The sequence below is a fragment of the Jatrophihabitans cynanchi genome (assembly GCF_027247405.1).
GTDB classification, from domain to species: Bacteria; Actinomycetota; Actinomycetes; order Mycobacteriales; family Jatrophihabitantaceae; genus Jatrophihabitans_B; species Jatrophihabitans_B cynanchi.
This window is the reverse complement of sequence record NZ_CP097463.1, coordinates 3768746-3788362: the sequence shown is the minus strand read 5'-3', so window position 1 is coordinate 3788362 and position 19617 is coordinate 3768746. Positions and strand designations below refer to the sequence as shown.

22 protein-coding genes and 1 tRNA gene are annotated in these 19617 nt (G+C 70.9%); 4 read left to right on the top strand and 19 right to left on the bottom strand.

Features of this window, described 5'->3' with window-relative positions:
• Positions 1–71: 71 nt before the first annotated feature.
• The gene (locus tag M6B22_RS18440) at positions 72–1406 is read left to right on the top strand and encodes a wax ester/triacylglycerol synthase family O-acyltransferase (RefSeq protein ID WP_269443036.1); all 1335 of its coding nucleotides are present in this window, start codon (positions 72–74) and stop codon (positions 1404–1406) included.
• Positions 1406–2821 (top strand): wax ester/triacylglycerol synthase family O-acyltransferase, encoded by a 1416-nt coding sequence (locus M6B22_RS18435; RefSeq protein ID WP_269443035.1) that lies wholly within the window; start codon positions 1406–1408, stop codon positions 2819–2821. Before M6B22_RS18440 ends, M6B22_RS18435 begins: the two co-directional genes overlap by 1 nt.
• Positions 2822–3229: 408 nt before the next feature.
• On the opposite strand, the gene M6B22_RS18430 is transcribed toward M6B22_RS18435, so the two are convergent.
• From M6B22_RS18430 to M6B22_RS18410, 5 genes are all read right to left on the bottom strand, one after another.
• Entirely contained in the window at positions 3230–3922 is a 693-nt protein-coding gene (locus tag M6B22_RS18430; RefSeq protein ID WP_269443034.1) for a hypothetical protein, read from the bottom strand.
• A 205-nt stretch (positions 3923–4127) separates the two neighbouring features.
• Positions 4128–4511: a type II toxin-antitoxin system VapC family toxin gene (locus M6B22_RS18425; protein ID WP_269443033.1), complete on the bottom strand. Its 384-nt coding sequence runs from the start codon at positions 4509–4511 to the stop codon at positions 4128–4130.
• Entirely contained in the window at positions 4508–4777 is a 270-nt protein-coding gene (locus M6B22_RS18420) for a hypothetical protein (protein ID WP_269443032.1), read from the bottom strand. The genes M6B22_RS18425 and M6B22_RS18420 overlap by 4 nt, the downstream gene beginning before the upstream one ends.
• Before the next feature lie 386 nt (positions 4778–5163).
• A tRNA-Ile gene (locus tag M6B22_RS18415) sits at positions 5164–5240 on the bottom strand.
• Between the two features lie 123 nt (positions 5241–5363).
• Positions 5364–6356, bottom strand: coding sequence for a helix-turn-helix domain-containing protein (locus M6B22_RS18410; RefSeq protein WP_269443031.1), 993 nt, complete (start codon positions 6354–6356; stop codon positions 5364–5366).
• Between the two features lie 155 nt (positions 6357–6511).
• On the opposite strand from M6B22_RS18410, the gene M6B22_RS18405 reads away from it, so the two are divergent.
• Both M6B22_RS18405 and M6B22_RS18400 read left to right on the top strand, forming a co-directional pair.
• Positions 6512–7537: an LLM class F420-dependent oxidoreductase gene (locus M6B22_RS18405; RefSeq protein WP_269445843.1), complete on the top strand. Its 1026-nt coding sequence runs from the start codon at positions 6512–6514 to the stop codon at positions 7535–7537.
• Positions 7538–7542: 5 nt separating this feature from the next.
• A complete protein-coding gene (locus M6B22_RS18400) occupies positions 7543–9030 on the top strand; it encodes a flavin monoamine oxidase family protein (RefSeq protein WP_269443030.1) in 1488 nt (495 codons plus the stop codon).
• Between the two features lie 15 nt (positions 9031–9045).
• Here M6B22_RS18400 and M6B22_RS18395 read toward each other — a convergent pair whose 3' ends face one another.
• From M6B22_RS18395 to M6B22_RS18330, 14 genes are all read right to left on the bottom strand, one after another.
• Entirely contained in the window at positions 9046–10023 is a 978-nt protein-coding gene (locus M6B22_RS18395) for an asparaginase (RefSeq protein WP_407935547.1), read from the bottom strand.
• Between the two features lie 99 nt (positions 10024–10122).
• Positions 10123–11865 (bottom strand): complex I subunit 5 family protein, encoded by a 1743-nt coding sequence (locus M6B22_RS18390; protein WP_269443028.1) that lies wholly within the window; start codon positions 11863–11865, stop codon positions 10123–10125.
• Positions 11862–12230 (bottom strand): sodium:proton antiporter, encoded by a 369-nt coding sequence (locus M6B22_RS18385; RefSeq protein WP_269443027.1) that lies wholly within the window; start codon positions 12228–12230, stop codon positions 11862–11864. Before M6B22_RS18385 ends, M6B22_RS18390 begins: the two co-directional genes overlap by 4 nt.
• Positions 12227–13219: an MnhB domain-containing protein gene (locus tag M6B22_RS18380; RefSeq protein ID WP_269443026.1), complete on the bottom strand. Its 993-nt coding sequence runs from the start codon at positions 13217–13219 to the stop codon at positions 12227–12229. The genes M6B22_RS18385 and M6B22_RS18380 overlap by 4 nt, the downstream gene beginning before the upstream one ends.
• Entirely contained in the window at positions 13216–13509 is a 294-nt protein-coding gene (locus M6B22_RS18375) for a Na(+)/H(+) antiporter subunit B (protein ID WP_269443025.1), read from the bottom strand. Before M6B22_RS18375 ends, M6B22_RS18380 begins: the two co-directional genes overlap by 4 nt.
• Positions 13506–13835, bottom strand: a complete 330-nt coding sequence (gene mnhG / locus M6B22_RS18370; protein WP_269443024.1) for a monovalent cation/H(+) antiporter subunit G — start codon at positions 13833–13835, stop codon at positions 13506–13508. Before mnhG ends, M6B22_RS18375 begins: the two co-directional genes overlap by 4 nt.
• A complete protein-coding gene (locus tag M6B22_RS18365; protein ID WP_269443023.1) occupies positions 13832–14092 on the bottom strand; it encodes a monovalent cation/H+ antiporter complex subunit F in 261 nt (86 codons plus the stop codon). The genes mnhG and M6B22_RS18365 overlap by 4 nt, the downstream gene beginning before the upstream one ends.
• Positions 14089–14598, bottom strand: a complete 510-nt coding sequence (locus tag M6B22_RS18360) for a Na+/H+ antiporter subunit E (protein WP_269443022.1) — start codon at positions 14596–14598, stop codon at positions 14089–14091. Before M6B22_RS18360 ends, M6B22_RS18365 begins: the two co-directional genes overlap by 4 nt.
• Complete coding sequence (locus M6B22_RS18355) at positions 14595–15278, bottom strand: HAD family hydrolase (RefSeq protein ID WP_269443021.1); 684 nt, start codon at positions 15276–15278, stop codon at positions 14595–14597. The genes M6B22_RS18360 and M6B22_RS18355 overlap by 4 nt, the downstream gene beginning before the upstream one ends.
• Complete coding sequence (locus M6B22_RS18350; RefSeq protein ID WP_269443020.1) at positions 15265–15837, bottom strand: Dps family protein; 573 nt, start codon at positions 15835–15837, stop codon at positions 15265–15267. Before M6B22_RS18350 ends, M6B22_RS18355 begins: the two co-directional genes overlap by 14 nt.
• Before the next feature lie 18 nt (positions 15838–15855).
• Entirely contained in the window at positions 15856–16935 is a 1080-nt protein-coding gene (locus M6B22_RS18345) for an enolase C-terminal domain-like protein (protein ID WP_269445842.1), read from the bottom strand.
• Between the two features lie 5 nt (positions 16936–16940).
• On the bottom strand, positions 16941–18593 hold the full coding sequence (locus tag M6B22_RS18340) for a GMC family oxidoreductase (RefSeq protein ID WP_269443019.1): 1653 nt from the start codon (positions 18591–18593) through the stop codon (positions 16941–16943).
• Positions 18590–19186: a gluconate 2-dehydrogenase subunit 3 family protein gene (locus M6B22_RS18335; RefSeq protein WP_269443018.1), complete on the bottom strand. Its 597-nt coding sequence runs from the start codon at positions 19184–19186 to the stop codon at positions 18590–18592. Before M6B22_RS18335 ends, M6B22_RS18340 begins: the two co-directional genes overlap by 4 nt.
• Entirely contained in the window at positions 19183–19617 is a 435-nt protein-coding gene (locus M6B22_RS18330; RefSeq protein WP_269443017.1) for a hypothetical protein, read from the bottom strand. The genes M6B22_RS18335 and M6B22_RS18330 overlap by 4 nt, the downstream gene beginning before the upstream one ends.

Here is a 19617-nt window from a genome sequence, read left to right as displayed (position 1 = left end):
TCGACCTGGGGCGAAAGACAGCTTCGCCGCCCCGGTCCCGCGCACGATCCTGGAGGCGGAGGAGCGCCGCGATGGAACGCATGGGCCTGTTGGATGCCGAGTTCTGGGATCTCGAGGACGAGCACGTGGCGCTGCACATCGGCGGTATCGCGGTCTTCGACGGCCCCGTCCCGTCCGCCGACGAACTGCGCGACCGCTATCTCGAACGCCTCGGCTCGCTGCCGCGCCTGAGGCAGAGGATGCGCGGCACGCCGTTCGGCCTCACCAGGCCGCGGTGGTCGGACGACCGGGACTTCGACCTGACGTATCACCTGCACTGGGCGACGATCCCGAACCCGGGCACGCCGGAACAGCTCAACAGTGCCGTCGGTCAGATCATGAGCTACCGCCTCGACCAGGCCCGTCCGCTGTGGGAGGTGTGGGTCGTCCAGGGTCTTGCCGGCGGCCAGTGGGCCCTCGTGCTCAAGATGCACCACAGCATGGTCGACGGCATGGGCGGGATGGAGGTGTTCGCCGCCTTCCTGGACGACGTGGATCTTCCGGTGCGTCACCCGGCCGAGCGGACGTCAGCTGTGGGCGAGGTCCGCGAGTTCGTGCACGCCATCACGGTTGCCGTGCTGGAACCGCGGCGCACCGTGCAGCGCGCTGCCGGCGTCATCCGCGGTGGGATGGGTTACCTGCGCGCCGTCCGCCCGTTCACCGCGTCGTCGGTCACCGGTGAACTCGGGGTGGCGCGGCGCTACCGCACCACCTCGGCCGACCTCGCCGACGTCGACGCGGTGCGCGCCGCCCTCGGCGGAACCCGGAACGACGTGGTGCTCGCCATGGTGACCCGCGGGTTCCGCGAACTGCTCATCGGCCGCGACGAAGTGGCGGCGCCGCACGCGGTTCGCTGCCTGGTGCCTGTCGCGGTCGCGCCCAAGACGGGCGTGGAGAACGCGGTGTCGGCGCTGGTGGTCGAGTTACCCGTCGACTTCCACGACCCGGCCGCGGCGTACGGCGCGGTCGTCGTCCGGACCCGCGAGGTGAAGCACTCCCACGAGTCCGAAGCCGGTCAGGCCACGCTCTCGCTCGCCACGCACATGCCGGCCCTGCTGGTCAGCATCCTGGTCAAGGCCGTGCTGCGCGTACCGCACCGCGTGCTGACGACCGTCACCACCAACGTGCCCGGGCCGCCGCTCGAACAGCGACTGCTGGGCCGGCGCATGGTCGCGCTGTTCCCGTACGTGCCCATCGCCGATCGCATCCGGATCGGCGTGGCCGTCACCTCGTACGCCGGCCGGCTGATGTTCGGCGTGACGTGCGACCGGAACTCCGTGCCGGACGCGGACGCGTTCGTGCGCGCTCTCGACGCCGGGCTGGGTGACCTCCTCAAGGCCGCCCGCGAGGTTACGGAAGCGCACTGATGAGCCTGCACCCGATGAGCGGGCCGGATGCGTCCTGGCTGCACATGGACCGCAGGACCAACCGACTGATCGTGACGTCGGTGATGTGGTTCGACGAGCAGCTCGATTGGAACGCCGTCCGGCAGGTGCTCAGGGACCGCCTGCTCGCCCGGTACCCGAGGTTCACCCAGCGCGTCGTCGACCGCACCACGTCGGTGTGGTGGGAGGACGTGGAGGCGTTCGACCTCGAAGCGCACCTGCACACCGCGCGGCTGCCCGAACCCGGTGGCCGCCGCGAGCTCCAGCAGTTCGTCAGCATGGTGGCCGGCCGGCGGCTTCGGCACGATCGCCCGTTGTGGGAGATGCACTTCGTCGACGGCTATGGCGGCAACGGCTGTGCGCTCGTCTCGCGCATCCACCACTGCATTGCCGACGGTGTGGCGCTCTCACGCGTGCTCATGTCACTGACCGACGATCCGAGCGAGGCCGCGCTCGCCGGCGTGAACTTCGCCGAGAAACCCCGGGACGGCCGGTGGCTGCCGTTGCTCGGCACGCTGATCGGCGAGGTCGCCTACGACAGCACGCATCCCGGGCACCTGCTCGGGGAACTCGCGCAGGCCGGCGCCGAAGCGCGCGCCCTGGCCCGGCTGCTCGCCTTGAGCCCGGACGCGCACACGGCGCTGCGCGGGCGGCTCGGCACCGAGAAGTCGGTCCGGTGGACCGAACCGCTCTCGCTCTCGCGCGTCCGGGACGCTGCGCACGCGTCCGGCGCGACTGTCAACGACCTGGTGCTCACCGCGGTGTGCGGCGGGCTGCGCAGCTACCTGGCGCGCACTGACGGCAAGGTCGCGGATATCCGCGCGATCCTGCCGGTGAACCTGCGCCCGCTCGACGAGCCGCTGCCGGCCGAGCTGGGCAACCGCTTCGGGCTCGTGTTCCTCGACCTGCCGCTGTCGATCGACGACCCGTCGGCGCGGCTGGAACGGGTGATCGCCAGTACGAGCAGGCTCAAGAGCTCGGCCGAGGGGCTGGTGGCGTTCCAGATCCTCGAGCTGACCGGGCACACGACGTATGCGGTGCAGCACGCGTTCGTCGACGTGTTCGCCACCAAGGCGACCGCGGTCATCACCAACGTCGCCGGCCCGCCGCACCCGGTATTGCTCGCCGGTCGCAGGGTGCGCGGCACCATCGGCTGGCCACCGGAATCGGGCAACCTGGGGCTCGGCGTGGCGATCATCAGTTACGACGGCGGGCTGACGGTGGGCCTGCTGACCGACGACACGCTGATCGCCGACCCCGGCCGGCTGCTCGCCGAGATCAGGGCCGGCTTGCACGAACTCGTCGAGGCGCACCGTCCGACGCGCGTGCGGCCGAGCGATCACCGTGCCGTGGGGCGGGTGGGACGCGAACCCAGGACCCACGGATCAGGCGGCTAGTCCGCTCGCGCCGGTGCGGTCGGGACACTCGCCCCGACACCCAGATAGGTCTGGATCTCCTGGCTCTCCCGCAGTTCGGCGTCGCCGACCACGCCAGGGGCGTGTTCCCGTCAACAAGGCTCTGATTGATGGCGCTCGACTGGCACCGCGCAGCAGCCTTCAGCCACACCGTCGGATAGGCATCGGCACCGAAGCGGCTGCGTGCGGCCGCGCAACTGCTGCGGCAAGCAGTCCGGCATCGCGGATCACGAACTGAGCGCGCTCCGCCTGGTGCAGCAGATCGACGAACTGCACGTACCGCGTCACTTCGAAAGACGGTCAAGTAACTCGGCGTCCTCAGCGGACACCTGGTCGAACCGCTCACCCGGGCCCGCGGTACGCCGGTCGCGCTGCGCGCCGGCCAACCGCCTACGTCGCGGGCATCTTGGCGACAGCCTTGCGTGCGAGCAACGTTGCCTCGTCGATGTCGGGAGTGCCAATGTCGGCGTAGATCAGCTCTGTCAGCTCCGAGCCCTTCTGCACCAGTACTACATCAATGCCGAACGTGACGCCCTCCGTCGAGAGAACGAACTGCCAGGCCGACGACTGCTGTCCCAGCTTGGGGAACGATAGCGCGCCGATCGAGCCGGAGATCCTGTGTCCGCCGTTCGTGAACGATATGTCCTTGCAGCTGTTGATAACGGCGGCACCAGCCTGATACGTGCCGGCGGCGCTGCTGCCGAAGTAGCCGAGCGACTGTTGCAGCGTCGGCAGATCGGTGCCCTTGACGAAGCGCACCTCGGCCCTGTCCGAGGTGTGAAGTGTCGATTTCACGTGCTTGAAGCAGGGCGGGGCGTCGCTGTCGTCGCTCTTGTCGGAGGAGTTGTCGACGGCCCAGCCAACCGGAACCTCTGCGACAGAAAGCAGTTGTGACTTCAGGTCGCGCGGGTGGACCGAAGTTGTGCTTCGTACGGTCGGGACCACGCTTTGCCGGCTCGCAACCGACGTTGGCGGGTTCGCGACAGGCGACGACGGACTCGGATCGCCACCCGATGACGAACACGCCACCAGCCCGAGGCCGCTCGCGAGGATGGCTCCGACCGCGACAGCACGACACTTCATGGATCTCGCCCTCCTTGTGGATCTTGCCAGTGCCTGAAACCTAGCCGCGCGACCACACCGCCGCCACAGGAACACGGAGGGACGATGGCAGCCTTCGACTCGACAAGGCAGGCACGGCTACGGGTGATGCCCCGGCCGAGGCGCGAGGTCGTAGCGTGCAGATGGGACCTGGAGGACTGTGGACGGGTGGCGTGAGCGCCGTCGGTCAGGATCGCACGGCGTAGCCGAGCTCGGACGCGGACATCGCCAGCCGCTCGTCCAAGGTGGCAACGTCGCCGGCCGTGGTTTCGGCCGCGAGCAGGACGCAACAGTCCGGAAGGCGCAGCCCCGTTGTCGCCCGGAGAGTCGCCAGCTGCACCGGTGCGTCGTCCGAGAGCGGGACTGTCACGACGTCGAGCGTTCGGAGCGCTGATTGCGCCGGCGCGAGTCGGCCGGCGCGAGCCGGCCCGACAAGTACTTGGGCCAGGGTCAGTGGACTGATGCCCCAGGCCTGATCGACGGCATCGGCGAGCAGTGCGGTGGCGCGATCGTGGTGGGCGTCGGCCCCCTCCAGGTGCGCTATCAGCACGCTGGCATCGAGCACGATCACTCGGGCCAGTCCTCGCGCAGCTGCTTGAGGTAATCCGGTCCGTAGGTGCCGCTCAGCGCGCCGCTCGTCGACTGGATCGCGGCCAGGCGTCGGCTCCGCTTCCGCTGCGAGCCGGCGATCAGCGCACGGTGCCCTTCTTCGGCGAGGTGTACCAGCAGCTTGGCGCGACTGTGCCGGTCCTCGGGCCAGCGCCGCGCCGCATCGTCGAGCGCCCGTGCCAGGTCGTCAGACTCGGTGATCAAATGTCGCGGTCGAGTAGTGGGCACAATCCGCAGTGTATCACCATGGAGGCAGGTGTTACACCATCGGTCACCCGCGCGAAGCCGCAGCAACTCGCTTCTCGGCTCGACGTTGTCCCGGTTGCAGGGCCGCTGCGATCTCGGCGAACTTAACCGCGCCGAGTCGAGCCGGCTGAGCGTCCGGCCACTCGATGAGGTGCTCGCCGGTGGGACGTAGCCGCGCGACGCGGGTGGTGCGTGGTGATGGGCACGCATCCGATCACCGCGGGTCACGGCTACCCGTACCTGACCCGGCGGATCGCGGTGCAGGACGGTCACGTTGTCGGCTCGGCCGGTCGGCGCGCACAACGGTGAGCACGGCGAAGCACCGCGTCGATGGCTCGGCTCGCGCTACACCCTCGTATTTGCTGCTGTGGTGGGGCGGGTGGGACTCGAACCCACGACCCAGGGATTATGAGTCCCCTGCTCTAACCGGCTGAGCTACCGCCCCGAGGTGACCGCCGACGCGGTACGCCGGTCCGGACGAGACTATCGGGGCCCGGCGAAGCGAAGAATCCGGCATTCACCACACCGCGGTGGGGTGAGTACGGGATCCTCGCCACGAGGCGGCCGATCAGCGGGCGGACGGCAGCTCGCGGTGTGCCGAGCGGTACGCGCGCGGACTGAGCCCGAACTCGCGCCGGAACGCCCGGGAGAAGTACTCCGCCGAGGCGAACCCGCACTCGAGCGCGACCGACTCCACGTTCGCGATCGGCCGCCGCGCCGCGAGCAGTTCGGCGGCCCGCTCCAGCCGCCGCCGGCGGATCAGCGCCGCAGGGCTCTCGCCGCCACTGAACGCGCGGTACAGCTGGCGCAGCGACACGCTCAGCTGCGCGGCGACCGCGGCGGGCGTCAGCTCCGGGTTCGTCGCCTGCTCGTAGATGATCGCCTCGGTGCGGGTGCGCACCGAGGCGACGGCGGTGCCCTCCGCGGGCCGGTTGACCGCGGTGCGCAGCAGCAGCCCGGCCAGCGCGCCGAGATACCGGTCGACTCCGACGAGGCTCGACGCGCTGCCCAGCTCGTCCGTCCCGGCCACCAGCAACGTGATTCCCGAACGCAGCAGCGTCGCCTGGAACGCGCTGAGCGGAAACGTCTGCCCGATCATCGCGGCGACGCTCGCGGGCTCGACACCGACGGTCGGCTGGTGCACGTTCAGCGTGCAGAGGATCGAGTTGGCGTGGAACTGCTCCTCGATGGCCTGCGCCGGGTCGATCACCTTGAGCACGCCCCGGTTCAGCGTGCTCGCCGGGTCGAATACCGAACCGGACGACTCGGCCCGCACCAGCAGGTGCACCGACGTCTCGCCCTGCGGCAGCGGCGCCCGGGACGGGCGGGTCAGCAACGCGCCGTTGACGGTGGACGCCGACCACATGCACCGGGTGCCACGCAGCCGCGCGCCCTTGAAGTAATACGCGGTACGGCCTCGGTTCAACGGGGCGATCTGCAACCCCAGCGGGCCCGTGCGGGCGCGGACCGGCCACGAGTCGGACGTCTCCGCGGAGATGTCCAGCCAGGCGATCCCGCCCGGCGGTGGTGCGGTGTCCATCTGCGACCCGGTGCCGAGCATCGGACCATCCTCCCCCTTGCCGACCGACGGACCCCCCAACGCATCGGCCAACCGTGAAAAAGGCTACGGGCGCCCGCGTTCCGGATGCAACAACACGCCGACCGCAATAGTGTCGCCGATAAGCCGACGAACAGAAGGGTCCGGGCATAGTGGACATGAAACTCGGGTACCACACCGGCTACTGGTCCGCCGGGCCACCGGACGGAGTCGCTGAGGCGATCGCGATGTGCGAGTCGCTCGGCTTCGACTCGATCTGGACGGCGGAGGCGTACGGCTCGGACTGCCTGACCCCGCTGGCCTGGTGGGGCGCGTCGACCCAGCGCGTGCGGCTGGGCACCAACCTGCTGCAGATCTCGGCCCGGACGCCGGCCGCCACCGCGATGGCCGCGATGACGCTCGATCACCTCAGCGGAGGGCGCTTCGTACTCGGCCTCGGCGCGTCCGGACCGCAGGTCGTCGAGGGCTGGTACGGCCAGCCGTACCCGAAGCCGCTCGCGCGCACCCGCGAGTACCTCGAACTGGTCCGCGCGATCGTGCGTCGCGACGTCCCGGTCACGAACTCCGGCGAGTTCTACCCGCTCCCCTACCCGGGCGGCACCGGGCTCGGCAAGGCGCTCAAGTCGACCGTGCACCCGCTGCGTACCGACATCCCGATCATGCTCGGCGCCGAAGGACCGAAGAACGTCGCGCTGGCGGCGGAGATCGCCGACGGCTGGCTGCCGATGTTCTTCTCACCCAAGACGGACGGGTTCTACCGGACGGCGCTGGCCGAGGGCTTCGCGCGACCGGGGGCGCGGCACACGCTCGCGGAGTTCGAGATCCCCGCGTTCGTCCCGGTGGTGCCGGGACCTGACGTGGAGACCGCAGCCGACCTGGTCCGGCCCTCGCTCGCGCTGTACATCGGGGGCATGGGCGCCAAGACGATGAACTTCCACGCCGAACTGTTCGCGCGGCTCGGCTACCCCGGTGAGGTCGCGAAGATCCAGGAGCTCTACCTGGACGGCAAGAAGAAGGACGCGATCGCCGCGGTGCCCACCACGCTCGTCGAGGACATCGCGCTGATCGGCCCGCCGGAGAAGATCCGCGACGAGCTTGCCGTCTGGGACGAGACGCTGATCACGACGCTGCTGCTGCAGGCCCCGCCCGCCGCGCTGCGCATGGTGATCGACGCGCTGGGGTGATCGCCATGGGACGGACGCTGCCGCGTCGCACCTTCCTGGCCGGGGCGCTCGCGACCGGTGCCGCCGCCACCGCCGCGAGCACGCTCGGCGCACGCGCTGCCGGGGCCGCCACCGCCAGCGCCGAGGTCGTCGTCGTGGGTGCCGGGCTTGCCGGGCTCACCGCAGCGCGCGAGCTCACCGCGCGCGGCCGTTCGGTGCTCGTGCTCGAGGCGCGCGACCGGGTGGGTGGCCGGGTGCTGAACCACCCGATCGGCGGCGGGCACGTTGCCGAGGCAGGTGGGGAGTTCATCGGGCCGACGCAGGACCGGATCGCCGCGCTTGCCGACGCGGTCGGCGTGGGCACCTTCGACGCCTACGACACCGGCAAGAACGTCTACCGCAACGGCCTGATCCACCTGCGCTACAGCGACACCGGCGTGCTCGGCACCGCGCCGACGGACCCGCTGCTGCTCGCCGACATCGTCAAGCTGAGCCAGCAGATCGACCTGCTGGCGGCGAAGGTTCCGGTCGACGCCCCGTGGACCGCGCCGAATGCCGCACACTACGACGCGCAGACGCTCGAGACCTGGGCCCGCGCGAACTCGGTCAACGGCGAGGGCATCGTCGGCCTGCTCGCGCCGTTCACCCAAGCCCTGGTCGGCGCCGAGCCGCGCGACGTGTCGATGCTGTTCGTGCTCGCCTACGTCGCCGCCGCAGGAAACGCGAGCAACCGCGGGACGTTCGAGCGGCTGATCAACGTGCGCGGTGGCGCGCAGCAGAGCAGGTTCGTGGGAGGCTCGCAGCTCGTCGCGCAACGCGTCGCCGCGGCGCTCGGCGACCGGGTTCGGCTCAACGCCCCGGTGCGCAGCATCGACCAGACCGGCACGGATGTCGTGGTGCGTTCGGACGCGCTGAGCGTCACCGCACGCGCCGCGATCGTGGCGGTGCCGCCGGCACTTGCCGCGCGCATCGATTTCGCGCCGCTGCTCCCCACCGCGCGCGACCAGTTGATGCAGCGCGCCGCGATGGGCGCGCTGATGAAGGTCGAGGCCGTGTACCCCACCGCGTTCTGGCGGGGCGCCGGGTTGACCGGCCAGTTCCTCACCGTCGGCGGCCCGGTCGGCTACTCCTTCGACAACTCGCCGCCGTCCGGGACGCCGGGCGTGCTCGCCGGGTTCGTGGGCGGCGACCAGTACCGCACCTGGAGCGCGAAGGCGCCGGCCGAGCGGCGAGCCGGCGTGCTCGCCCAGTACGCGCGCCTGTTCGGCGACGACGCGTTCTTGCACCCGTCCGGCTACTTCGACATGGACTGGCCGGCCGAGCAGTGGAGCCGCGGCGGCCCGACCGCGATCCTCGGCCCGGGCACGCTCACCGAGTTCGGGCCGGCGCTGCGCGCGCCGTCGGGACGGGTGCACTGGGCCGGCACCGAGAGCGCCGAGTACTGGACCGGCTACATGGATGGTGCGGTGCGCTCGGGCGAACGCGCCGCGCGCGAGGTGGACGGCGCGCTGTAGCTCCGCACGTGTCGCTCAGCACGCCGCCGGGAACGCCGCGGCAATCGCCGCCCGGTCGTGACCGGAGGCGAGCAGCACGCGCAGCAGCACGCGCGCCTTGTACTGGTCCAGCCAGCCGCTGCCGATCAGACCGCGGGCGAGCAGGTCGCTCTCCGAACCGACGAACCCGTACGTGCGAGTCAGCACGGCGCCCGCACCGGCGCGCGAGGCGAGCACCACCGGGACGCGCTGCGCGAGCTCACCCAACGCCTCGGCCATCGGCGGCGGAACGTGCCCGGCACCGAACCCGGCGACCACCAGCCCGTCGCAGCGCCCGGCGACCCCGGTGATCAGCATGCCGTCGTCGTCGAGCCCGACGGCCAGCACCGGCACCCGCGCGGTGACCGGCGTCGTGATCCGGTAGGTCGGCCGCCTGCCGATCGCGGTGAGCGCGACCGCCGCGTCCTCGACGAGGTGCCCGAGCGGGCCGGCGTTGTGCGAGACGAACGTCGCCGTGCTGGTGGTGTGCGTCTTGCGCACGAAGCGTGCCGCGTGCACCTGGTCGTTGAAGACGACGAGCGCACCGAGCCGGCGGAACGACACGCCGCCCGCGACCACGACCGCGGCAAGCAGATTGGCCGGCCCGTCCGGACCGGCGAGCGTCGGGTTGCGCATCGCGCCGGTGACGACGATCGGGGCGTCCGCATCCCACAGCAGGTCGATCAGGTAGGCGGTCTCCTCGATGGTGTCGGTGCCCTGTACCACCACCACGCCGTCGGCATCGAGTTCGCGCGCCGCCGCGACGAGCTCGACGATGTCGTCGAAGGACAGCGCGGCGCTCGGCAGGCTGCGGAACTGCCTGGCCTCGATCGTGACGTCCAGCGCGGCAAGCTGTGGCACACCGGCGAGCAGTTCGTCACCGGCCAGCCGGACGACGGCGCCGCCGCCGTGGCCGGCCATGCTGATCGTGCCACCGAGGAAGAACACACCGATACGTCGCGTCACATCGCTCACCGTACGGGCAGCCTCCAGTCACCCGTTCGGCTCATCGGCCGGTGGACGGCCGTACCGTTCCCTGCCCGGCGTCCGCCGCGCGCGCCGGCACCGGGACGCTCAGATCAGCAGCACACCCGCGCCGAGCACCAGACCGCCCGCGACGAAGGTGGCGTAGTCGTTGACCGAACCGGTGTGCAGCCGGCGTAGCCAGGTCACCGGCCTGGGCTCGCCGAAACGCACCCACAGTGCCGCCAGCACCAGGCCGACCACCAGTTCCAGCAGTGCCAGTAACAGGTCTTCGGGCTTGGCGTAGTCGAACGGGATCGGCGTCGTCACGAGTGACCCGCCGCCGTGCAGCAGCGCACTCGCGTAACGAGCAGGGTCGAGCACGATGGACGCGGCCGGGGCGGCCACGCTACGTACCAACTGATACGGGACGGTGCCGATGCCGACGGTGCCGACAGCCAGTACGACGAGCACCCCACCCAATGCCCGGGGCGTCCGCTCCAGGCGCTCGTAGGCACGCGCCCGGGGCCGCAGGAAGCCCAGCCACAGGGCGCGCGCGAACACGGCGACGGTGATCGCCTGGGCGGCGACCGCGCCCGCGAGGATCACCGGGGTGTGCTGCAAGCCGTCGTGGATGAGCCCGAGCGAGGCGTAGGCGTTCAGGCCGGGGACGCCCGCGATCGCCAGGGCACCGACCGCGAAGCAGCCGGTGATCACTGGTTTCCGTCGGGCGAGGCCACCGAGCTCGGACAGCTTGGTGAGTCCGGTGACGTGCACGACGACGCCGGCGCACAGGAACAGCAGTGCCTTGAACAGGCCGTGGTTGACCAGGTGGAAGACGGCGCCGCCGACACCCTCGTCGGTCGCGGAGGCGAAGCCGACGAGCAGGATGCCGACCTGGGAGATCGTGTCCCAGGCGAGCAACCGTTTCAGGTCGTCCTGGCACAGCGCCATCAGCGCGCCGAGCAGCGCGGACACCACGCCGAGCGCGGTCAGCAGGCCCAGCGCTCGGTGGGCGCTGACCGGCCCGTAGACCTGCAGCACGATCCGCACGAGTGCGATCACCCCGAGGTCGACCATCAGCGCGGAGAACAGCGCCGGGACCGCGGCCGGGCCTTGCGCATGCGCGTCGGGCAGCCAGCCGTGGAACGGCGCCAGCCCGGCCTTGGTGGCGTAGCCCGCGACGAGGAACGCGAGTGCCACCAGCTCGGCGCGGCCGGGTGCGTGCGGCAGCGCGGCGTGCAGTTGACCGAAGTTGAGCGCCCCGTCCGTGCTGTACAGCATCGCCGAACCTGCGAACACCACGAAGCCGCCGATGCTGGTCAACACCACCGCCTTGAACGTCGCCTCCAACGCCGGCGGCTGCTCGAGAAAGAAGCCGGTGAGGCCGTAGCTGGCCAGCGCAGCGACCTCGAACCAGACGAACAGGTTGATGGTGTCGGCGGTCAATGCGGCACCGATCAGTGCCGCGAGCAGCAGCAGCGCAAGACACGACAGTCCACCGAGTTCACGCTTGCCCAGGTCGGCGAGCTCGGACAGCAGCGCGATCATCAGCAGCACGCCCAGGCCCGCGGTCAGTAGCGCGAACGACATCCCGAACGGATCGGCACCGAACGCGATTCCGAGCTCGTGGCCGCCGAACGGCCGCTCGCCGCTGAAGTAGTGCACCACGACGCGACCGCCACCGCCGTACACCTGGCTCGCGATCGGCAGCAGGGTCGCCAGCGTGCCCAGCATGGCGACGATCCCGACGACCAGGCCGAGGCGGCGGTCCAGCTTCACCACCAGCGGGCTCAGCACCGCGCCGCAGATCGGGATCACGACCGGCAGCGGCAGCAGTTCGGCGGCGCTCACCCGTGCAACGCCGTCAGCTCGTCGGCGTCGACGGTGCGGTAGTGCTGCGTGACGCGCACGACGACGGTGAGGAAGACCGCACTGACCGCGACCCCGATGATGATCGCGGTGAGGCAGAAGTTCTGCAGCACCGGGTCGGAGACGGTACCGCGCACCAGGTCCTGCTGGCTCGTGCCGCTCGGTGGGCTGGTGAGCACCGGTGCGGTTGCCTTCTTGCGGTACGCGAGCGAGGCGATCAGCAGGTAGGTGGACGCCTCCATCAGTGAGAGCCCCATGACGATCTTGACCAGGTCGCGGCGGGTGAGCACGGTGTACAGGCCGAGGCAGAAGATGGCGGCGGCGGCGAGATAGTTGACGACGATCATCGCGCACCGCTCGCGTCGTCCCTGGCCGCGTCGCCCTCGTCACCGTCAGCATCGTCGGCGGCCCAGTCGTGCCGCATGCCGAGCAGGCTGAAGACGGCGATGATCAGCCCGGTTGCCACCTCGATCAGCTCGCTGCCGGAGTACAACTGGTTCGTGCCACCCGCGCGAATCGTGCCGGGCTGCGCCAGCGTCAGGAAGTTCGCGAAGAGCGATCCCTTGAACAGCAGGCCGAACAGCCCGATCGCGATGATCGCGGACGCACCGAGCAGCTCGATCGGTTCGAGCACGCCCGGCCGCACCGCACCGCTGAGGGCCCGGTGCCCGAACGCGGCGTACAGCAAGATCAGCACCCCGGCGATCGCCGCCCCGGCCGGGAAGCCGCCGCCCGGCGTATAGCCCCATGCGGCAAGGTAGATCGAGGCGACGGCGAGGATCAGCGCGGCGATCCGGGCGCCGAGCCGCACGACCAGGGTCATCGCCACGGCCCGTTCGGGAGCACGCGTACCGAGTGGCTCCTGATCGGCGTCCGCCGGAGCCTCGCGAGTGTCCTCGGACTCCTCCCGCTCGGCGCGCCGCGCCTGCGACTGCGATCCGGAGCCGCCGTCGCCACCGCCGTACCGCGACTCGGCGTCGCGCCCGGCGCTCGCCTCGCCGACGTACTGGGCACGCGGCTCGCGTGGTCGCGCCAGGGTGGTCACCGCGACCACCGCTGCCAACAGCAGGAAGGTCTCCCCGAACGTGTCGAAACCACGCGAGCCGTAGACGATCTCGCTGACCACCTCGTTCTGCCCCCACACCGGCAGCGCGATCTGCATCGCGTGGCGCGCCACCGCAGGCAGCGCAGCGCCCTCGCGGGGCAGGTCGGTGAAGCCGATCACGAACACGGCACCGACGGCGAGTGTGAACGCCAGGCCGAGCCACCACCGATGCTTCTCCTCACCGGCGTGCGGCTCCTGGCGCGCGTGCTCGATCGCGCTCGGAGAACTCACGCGGAGTCCTGCCTCGCCTCTTGCTCACCGAGTTCGCCACGGTCGCGGACGTCGGCACGGATCTTGCCGATGGCGATGAGGTACAGCACCGGCAGGGCGATCGCGCCGACGATGATCTCGGCGTTCGCGAGGTCGGGCGCGCCGAGCACGACGAACAGCAGGGCGAGGACGGTGCCGAGCGCGGACAGCGCCATCACGCACCCGTTGAGGTTGCGCAGCTTGACGACGAGCACGGCACTGGCCAGCAACGCCGCCAGGCACAGCAGGTCCAGCACCCAGAAGGTCGTCACTTGTCGTCCTCGCGGGGCTCGTCGGCCACCGCGCCGCTCCACATCGGGACGTCGGTCTTGTAAGCGGCGCGAGCCAACGCATGACTCGTGGCCGGGCTGATCACGAGCAGCAGCACCCCGACGAACAGGGCCCGCCCGCCGAACGCCGTCAGCGGCCCCTCGGCGACCGCGAGGGCGATCAGCACGGGGAGCGCGCCCATCGTGACGGTCTTGGTCGAGCACTGGATGCGGGTGTACACGTCCGGCATTCGCAAGATCCCGAGCGCGCCGGTGAAGGAGAAGAACACCCCGATCGCGCACAGCACGATGACTGCTGTCTGCCTCATAGCAGGCCTCGCTCCAGGTAGCGGGCCCAGACGAGAGCCCCGAGGTAGCTGAAGGACACCATCCACAGCCCCACGTCCAGATAGAACGAGCGGTCGGCGAACGCGGCGAAGAACAGCACCGCGAGGGCGCACTGGATGGAGATCGTGTTCAGCGCGACGATGCGGTCCGAGACCGACGGGCCACGAGCCAGCCGGACGAGGAGCAGCCCGATGATCGCAACCTCGGCGATGCACACCGCGATGTAGACGTCCTTCACCGGCCCCTCCGCAGGATGGGTGCGAGCAACCGCTCGGTCGGCTCGGTGATCGCCGCGCCCTTGGCCGCGGCGTCACCGTCCGGGACCGTGACCGCGTGGAACTGCAGCTCGTTCCTGCGCCGGTCCAGGTCGGCAAGCTGGTTGTCGACGATCAGCGAGGTGATCAGCCCGGTGCCGCCCACCCCGCCGTCGGTCCGCATCGAGGTGGGCACGATGATCATGCCCGAGGCGAGCGGCAGGCTCGGCGTCCAGATCCGCCGGGCCAGCTCGACATTGGCGCGGACGATGCGGCCGAGCGAGACAACCAGCAGGCGCAGCACGGCGAACAGGATCCGCGGGTCGAGCAGCCGCCACGGCCGGGCGACCTCACCGAGCGGCGCAAGCGCGCACGCCACGACGGCGGCGAGCAGGCCGCCGAAGACCAACTGCTCGAACGTCACGGTCCAGGTCAACAGCAGCCATACGCCGTAGGCCCAGACGAACAGCGCGAGCAGCCGGGTGATCATCGCGCGCCCAGCCGGCCGAGCACGCTGTGGTCGAGGTGCGCGAGCAGGTCGGCCGGGTCGCGCCACACCTCGACCGCGCCGTTCTCGCGCAGCTCGGCCTCGCTGGTGCCGCCGCACGTCACGCCCACGAACACGACCCCTGCGCGGGCGGCGGCCTGCCCGTCCCAGACCGCGTCGCCGACGAAGGCGACCCGCTCCGGCGCCAGGCCGGACTGGTCCAGCGCCGCCTGCAGGATGTCCGGGGCGGGCTTGCCCGAGCCCGCGTCGGACGAGCTGGTCGCGGCGGTGATCGCGTCGTCGGCATCGAGCGCCGAGCGCAGCGCGGACAGCTCCTCGTCGGAGGCGGACGACGCGAGGACGGTGTCGAGCCCGCGCCCGGAGCAGCTGCGCAGCACGTCGGCAGCGCCCGGCAGCGGCAGCAGCCGGCCCCAGAACTGCTTGTAGAGCGTCAGGTGCGCGGTGTCCAACTCGTCGTCGGCCGACCGGTCGCGGTCCTCGCCCAGCAGGTGATCGAGCAGCTCGTCCGATCCCATGCCGATGGCGCGGTGCACCGTCGCCATCGGCACCGGGTGGCCGGACTGCCGCAGCGCCTCCGCCCAGCACACCGCGTGCAGGTACGGGGTGTCGACGAGGGTGCCGTCTACGTCGAACAGGACGCCGGCACGGTCATCGCCGGGCACGGCGGGCCGCCGCCTTCTCGGTGCGTGCCCGACCGGTCGTGAGCCTGCCCGCCGCGTTCTCCAGGTGTGCCCTGACGAACCAGTGGAACTGCTCGAGCTGCGCGGCCTGTCCGATGAGCATGTCCTGCGTGACCGGGTCGGGCTCCTCGGTCTTCTCGATCGCGTCGCGGTGGGCCTCGATGACACCGGCGTAGACCACGTTCAGCGCGCCCATGTGATCGATCGCGTCGGCACGGCCGATGCCGTAGTCGTCCCAGCTGCGCTGCGCGACCAGTGCCCCGGGCGTGCCGGACGGCGACGCGCCGAGGGTGGCGATGCGCTCAGCGGTCTCGTCGACCATCAGCCGGACCGCGTCGACCTGCGGGTCGAGCATCGTGTGCACCGCGATGAAGTTGGGGCCGACCACGTTCCAGTGCACGTGCTTGAGCGTGAGGGCGAGGTCGTTCAACGCGTTGAGCCGGTCCTGCAACAGCGCGATCACGGTCTTGGCGTCCTTGTCGGACAGGCCCGGCACGGTGTACGCGAGCGAGCGCGGAGCGAGCTTTCGTGCGGTTGCCATCGTGGGAACTCACCTTTCCTATCGGGTCCGCCACTGTCGGGCGTCGGGACGGAGCACGAGACCGTGCCCCTGGGAGGTGTTCGGGATCATGGCGCCGCCCTCGACGGCCGGCACGCCGTCGACGAGCAGGGGTTCCAGGCGAGCGTGGTCGGCGAACCACTCCACGTGGCGCAGGTTCACCACGGCTGCGGCGACCGGCGCGTGCAGTGCCGGCGCGCAGTGACCGGAGACGTCCAGGTTGTGCGCGGCGGCGATCGCGGCCCCGCGCAGGAAGCCGGTGTAGCCGCCGCAGCGGGTCGCGTCCAGTTGCAGGCAGTCGACGACGGGGCACAGCCCGGACGCGTCGTACACGTCGGCGGCGTACTCGCCCGCGGCGACGTCGCAGCGCACCGCGTCGCGGACGGACGCCAGCCCCTGCAGGTCGTCACTGCTCACCGGCTCCTCGAACCAGACCACGCCGAGCTCGTCGAGTTCGGCGCCGACCCGCCGCGCCTGCGCCCGCCGGTACCCGCCGTTGGCGTCGACCATCAGGGCGACGTCCGGTCCGGCGCACTCGCGCAGCGTGCGCACCCGGGCGAGATCGCGGTCCGGGCGGTCGCCCCACGACTCGCCGATCTTGATCTTCATCGCCACGCAGCCGGCCGCGGCCCAGGCCTCGACCTGGTCCCGCAACTCGCCGTCGGACATGGTGGTGAAGCCGCCCGAGCCGTAGACCGGTACTCGGTCGCGAGCGCGGCCGAGCAGCGCGGTGACCGGCACGTCCAGGGTGCGTGCGGCAAGGTCCCAGAGCGCGATGTCGACGGCGCTGATCGCCTGCATCACCAGGCCCTTGCTGCCCAGGTTGCGACAGGCGCGCCGCATCGCCTCGAAGCAGCGCGGGACGTCGGTGGTGTCCAGTCCGGTGACCGCGCCGGCCAGGTGGTCGGCGATCACGTCGACGGCGGCCGCGGTGCTGTAGGTCCAGCCGAGCCCGGTCACGTCTCCCGCGCGCGCCTGGACGACCACGGCAGTGGTGGCGTCCCACTGCAGCGTCCCGTCGGCCTCCGGCTCGGGCGTCGGGAACCGGTACACCGAGGCGCTGATCTCGCCGATCCTCATCGCGCTCACGCCGCCCTGCCGTGCGCGATCATCTTGTCGGCCAGCCGTGCTGCCAACGCCATGATCGTCAATGCCGGGTTGGCCGAGCCCTGCGTGGGCAGCACGCTGCCATCGGCGACGTACAGCCGGTCGACGCCGAACACCCGGTGCTCGCTGTCGACGACGCCGCTCTCGGCGGTGCGTGCCATCCGCGCGCCGCCGACCAGGTGTGCGTTGCGGGTGATGGTCATGACCTGCTCGGCTCCGGCGGCCTTGAGCAGGTCCTCCATGACGCCCTGCGCGGCCTTCAGCAGCAGCTTGTCGTTGTCGCACTGGCTGTAGGAGAAGTGCGCGACGGGTAGCCCGTGCCGGTCCTTCTCCTCGGCGAGCGTGACCCGGTTCTGCGGCAGCGGAAGGAACTCACACAGCGCGCCGAGGGTGGCCCAGTGCACGTAGTCGCTCATCAGCTCGCGCAGGTCCTTGCCCCAGTGTCCCTGGGCGGACACGTGCTCGGCCCAGGTGATCGGCAGCGGGCTGACGTTCTGGATGGAGAAGCCGCGGCGGTACGGCTTGCCCGGATCGTCCTCGTAGAACTGCTCGCTGGTGACTTCGGGCGGGGGCGCCTTGAACATCCGGATCTCCTCGGCGAAGCGCCCCGCGGTCTGCGGCGCGCCCTGCACCATGAGGTAGCGGCCGAGCTGGTCGTGGTCGTTGCCCAGCCCGTCCGGATGCGCGTCGGTGGCGCTGAGCAGCATCAGCCGCGGCGTCTCGATGGAGTAGCCGGCGACGACGACCGCCTTGGCGCGCTGCAGGTGTTCCACACCGTCGCGCAGGTACGTGACGCCGGTGGCCCGGTTGGTGCGCGGGTCGACGTGAATCCGGCTGACGTGGCAGTTGGCGCGGATCTCGGCACCGTGTGCGAGCGCGTCGGGAACGTGCGTGATCAGCGGGCTGGCCTTCGCGTTGACCTTGCAGCCCTGCAGGCAGAAGCCCCGGTAGATGCAGTGCGAGCGGTTGCCGAAGCGGCCGTTGGGAATCGCCACCGGGCCCACGCGCGCCTGCACCCCGAGCGCCTTCGCGCCGCGCAGGAACACCTCACCGTTCCCGCCGACCGGGTGCGCGTGGTGGTCGTAGCTGTGCGGGTCGCCCCAGGGCCAGTCCTGCCCGGCGACGGGCAGTTCGGCCTCGATGTCCTCGTAGCTGGTGCGCAGTTCGCCATAGCTGATCGGCCAGTCCGCGCCGACACCGTTGTTGGTGTAGGTCGCGAAGTCGGACGGGTGCAGCCGCGGCACGTAGCCGGCGTAGTGCACCATCGAGCCGCCCACGCCGCGCCCGGAGTTGTTCGAGCCGAGCGGCACCGGGTCGCTGCCGCCGATCAGCCGCGGCTCGGTCCAGTACAGGACATGGGCGCCGCGCTCGTCGCTGCTCCAGTCCTTGTCCGGATCCCAGAACGGGCCGGCGTCCAGGCACACGATCCGCCAGCCGGCGCGGGCAAGTCGCTGGGTGAGCACGCTGCCGCCGGCGCCTGCGCCGACGATCACCAGGTCGACCTCGTCGCCGTCGGCGTAGGTGCGCATGTCACGGCGCAGCGCGTGGTTGGTGCGGGTGCCGTCGTTGGGCAGCAGCCACGCCGACTCGTTGCGCCGGCGCACCTTCGCGTAGCTGTAGCGCGTGCTCATCCGCGCTCCGCCCCGGCGTCACGAACCTCCCAGTGCTCCAGCCGGTCGACGCCCAGATTCAGATAGCCGCGCGGGTACGCCGGGCCGCCGAAGCCGATCTCGTTCCACGCCACCGGGTGTGAGTAGAAGGCGGTGCAGCCGTACCGCGTCCACAGGCTCCACACGTGACCGGCCGGGTAGTCGTGCCACTTCTTGCCGTCCTGCGCGAGGTCCTGCACCACCTGGATGAGTTCGCGCTGCACGTCCACACCGGCCCGTGCGAACGGCAGGTGGTGCGCGGCCTCCGCATCTGCGTTCAGCCAGGCCAGCGTCTGACGCCACACGTCGGCGTCCTCGGGCATGTCGTCGTAGTGCCAGCCGTCGGTCTCGCCGCGTGCCAGTCGCGTGTCGATCAGTTCCAGCACCGGCACGACCGGCTCGTCGTGCTGGCCCAGCAGCAGGTCGAGCAGCGGACGGGCAGTGGCGGCCTCGATCGCGGTGAAGAACGCCAACTGGGTGAGCGGGGCGAGCCGCTCCAGTACCACCCCGGCGGTCGTGTGGTCCCAGTGCTTGCTCTGGCTGAGTACGTCGAAGCCGGGAAAGCGCGCGCTCATCGGACCTGGCTGGGGTTCGGCTCGTCCTCGCGGCGCAACACCGCCGCCAGCAAACCCATCCCGCCGACCAGCGAGGCGAGCAGCGGCGCGAACACCGGTGGACCGCCCTCGAGGTTGTACCGGGTCCAGCCGCCCGGCCGCTGCTTGACGCCGCGCAGGTGCAGGTAAGTGCCCTGCACACCGTTGGCGACGATCGCCGCCGACACGAACGGCAGCACGGTCTTGGCCGCGCGGCGCGAGGACACCGCCGCGATGCCGGCCGGGATCGCCGTGGGGATCACGACGACCGGCCACCACATCATCTTGTTGCCGAAGCTCGCCGCGTCGTGCTCCATGTAGATCTCACCGGCAGTGATCGCCGCGCCGGCCGCGGTGAGCGCGGACAGAGTGCGTTCGAAGCGTCCGGTCCGGACGTCGTGGAGCAGGCCCAT

Coding starts and splice junctions, on each gene's coding strand:
- M6B22_RS18440 (WP_269443036.1), top strand. CDS start 72: ATGGAACGCATGGGCCTGTTGGATGCCGAGTTCTGGGATCTCGAGGAC.
- M6B22_RS18435 (WP_269443035.1), top strand. CDS start 1,406: ATGAGCCTGCACCCGATGAGCGGGCCGGATGCGTCCTGGCTGCACATG.
- M6B22_RS18430 (WP_269443034.1), bottom strand. CDS start 3,922: ATGAAGTGTCGTGCTGTCGCGGTCGGAGCCATCCTCGCGAGCGGCCTC.
- M6B22_RS18410 (WP_269443031.1), bottom strand. CDS start 6,356: ATGCTCGGCACCGGGTCGCAGATGGACACCGCACCACCGCCGGGCGGG.
- M6B22_RS18405 (WP_269445843.1), top strand. CDS start 6,512: ATGAAACTCGGGTACCACACCGGCTACTGGTCCGCCGGGCCACCGGAC.
- M6B22_RS18400 (WP_269443030.1), top strand. CDS start 7,543: ATGGGACGGACGCTGCCGCGTCGCACCTTCCTGGCCGGGGCGCTCGCG.
- M6B22_RS18385 (WP_269443027.1), bottom strand. CDS start 12,230: ATGATCGTCGTCAACTATCTCGCCGCCGCCGCCATCTTCTGCCTCGGC.
- mnhG (WP_269443024.1), bottom strand. CDS start 13,835: ATGAGGCAGACAGCAGTCATCGTGCTGTGCGCGATCGGGGTGTTCTTC.
- M6B22_RS18360 (WP_269443022.1), bottom strand. CDS start 14,598: ATGATCACCCGGCTGCTCGCGCTGTTCGTCTGGGCCTACGGCGTATGG.
- M6B22_RS18350 (WP_269443020.1), bottom strand. CDS start 15,837: ATGGCAACCGCACGAAAGCTCGCTCCGCGCTCGCTCGCGTACACCGTG.
- M6B22_RS18345 (WP_269445842.1), bottom strand. CDS start 16,935: ATGAGGATCGGCGAGATCAGCGCCTCGGTGTACCGGTTCCCGACGCCC.
- M6B22_RS18340 (WP_269443019.1), bottom strand. CDS start 18,593: ATGAGCACGCGCTACAGCTACGCGAAGGTGCGCCGGCGCAACGAGTCG.
- M6B22_RS18335 (WP_269443018.1), bottom strand. CDS start 19,186: ATGAGCGCGCGCTTTCCCGGCTTCGACGTACTCAGCCAGAGCAAGCAC.
- M6B22_RS18330 (WP_269443017.1), bottom strand. CDS start 19,617: ATGGGCCTGCTCCACGACGTCCGGACCGGACGCTTCGAACGCACTCTG.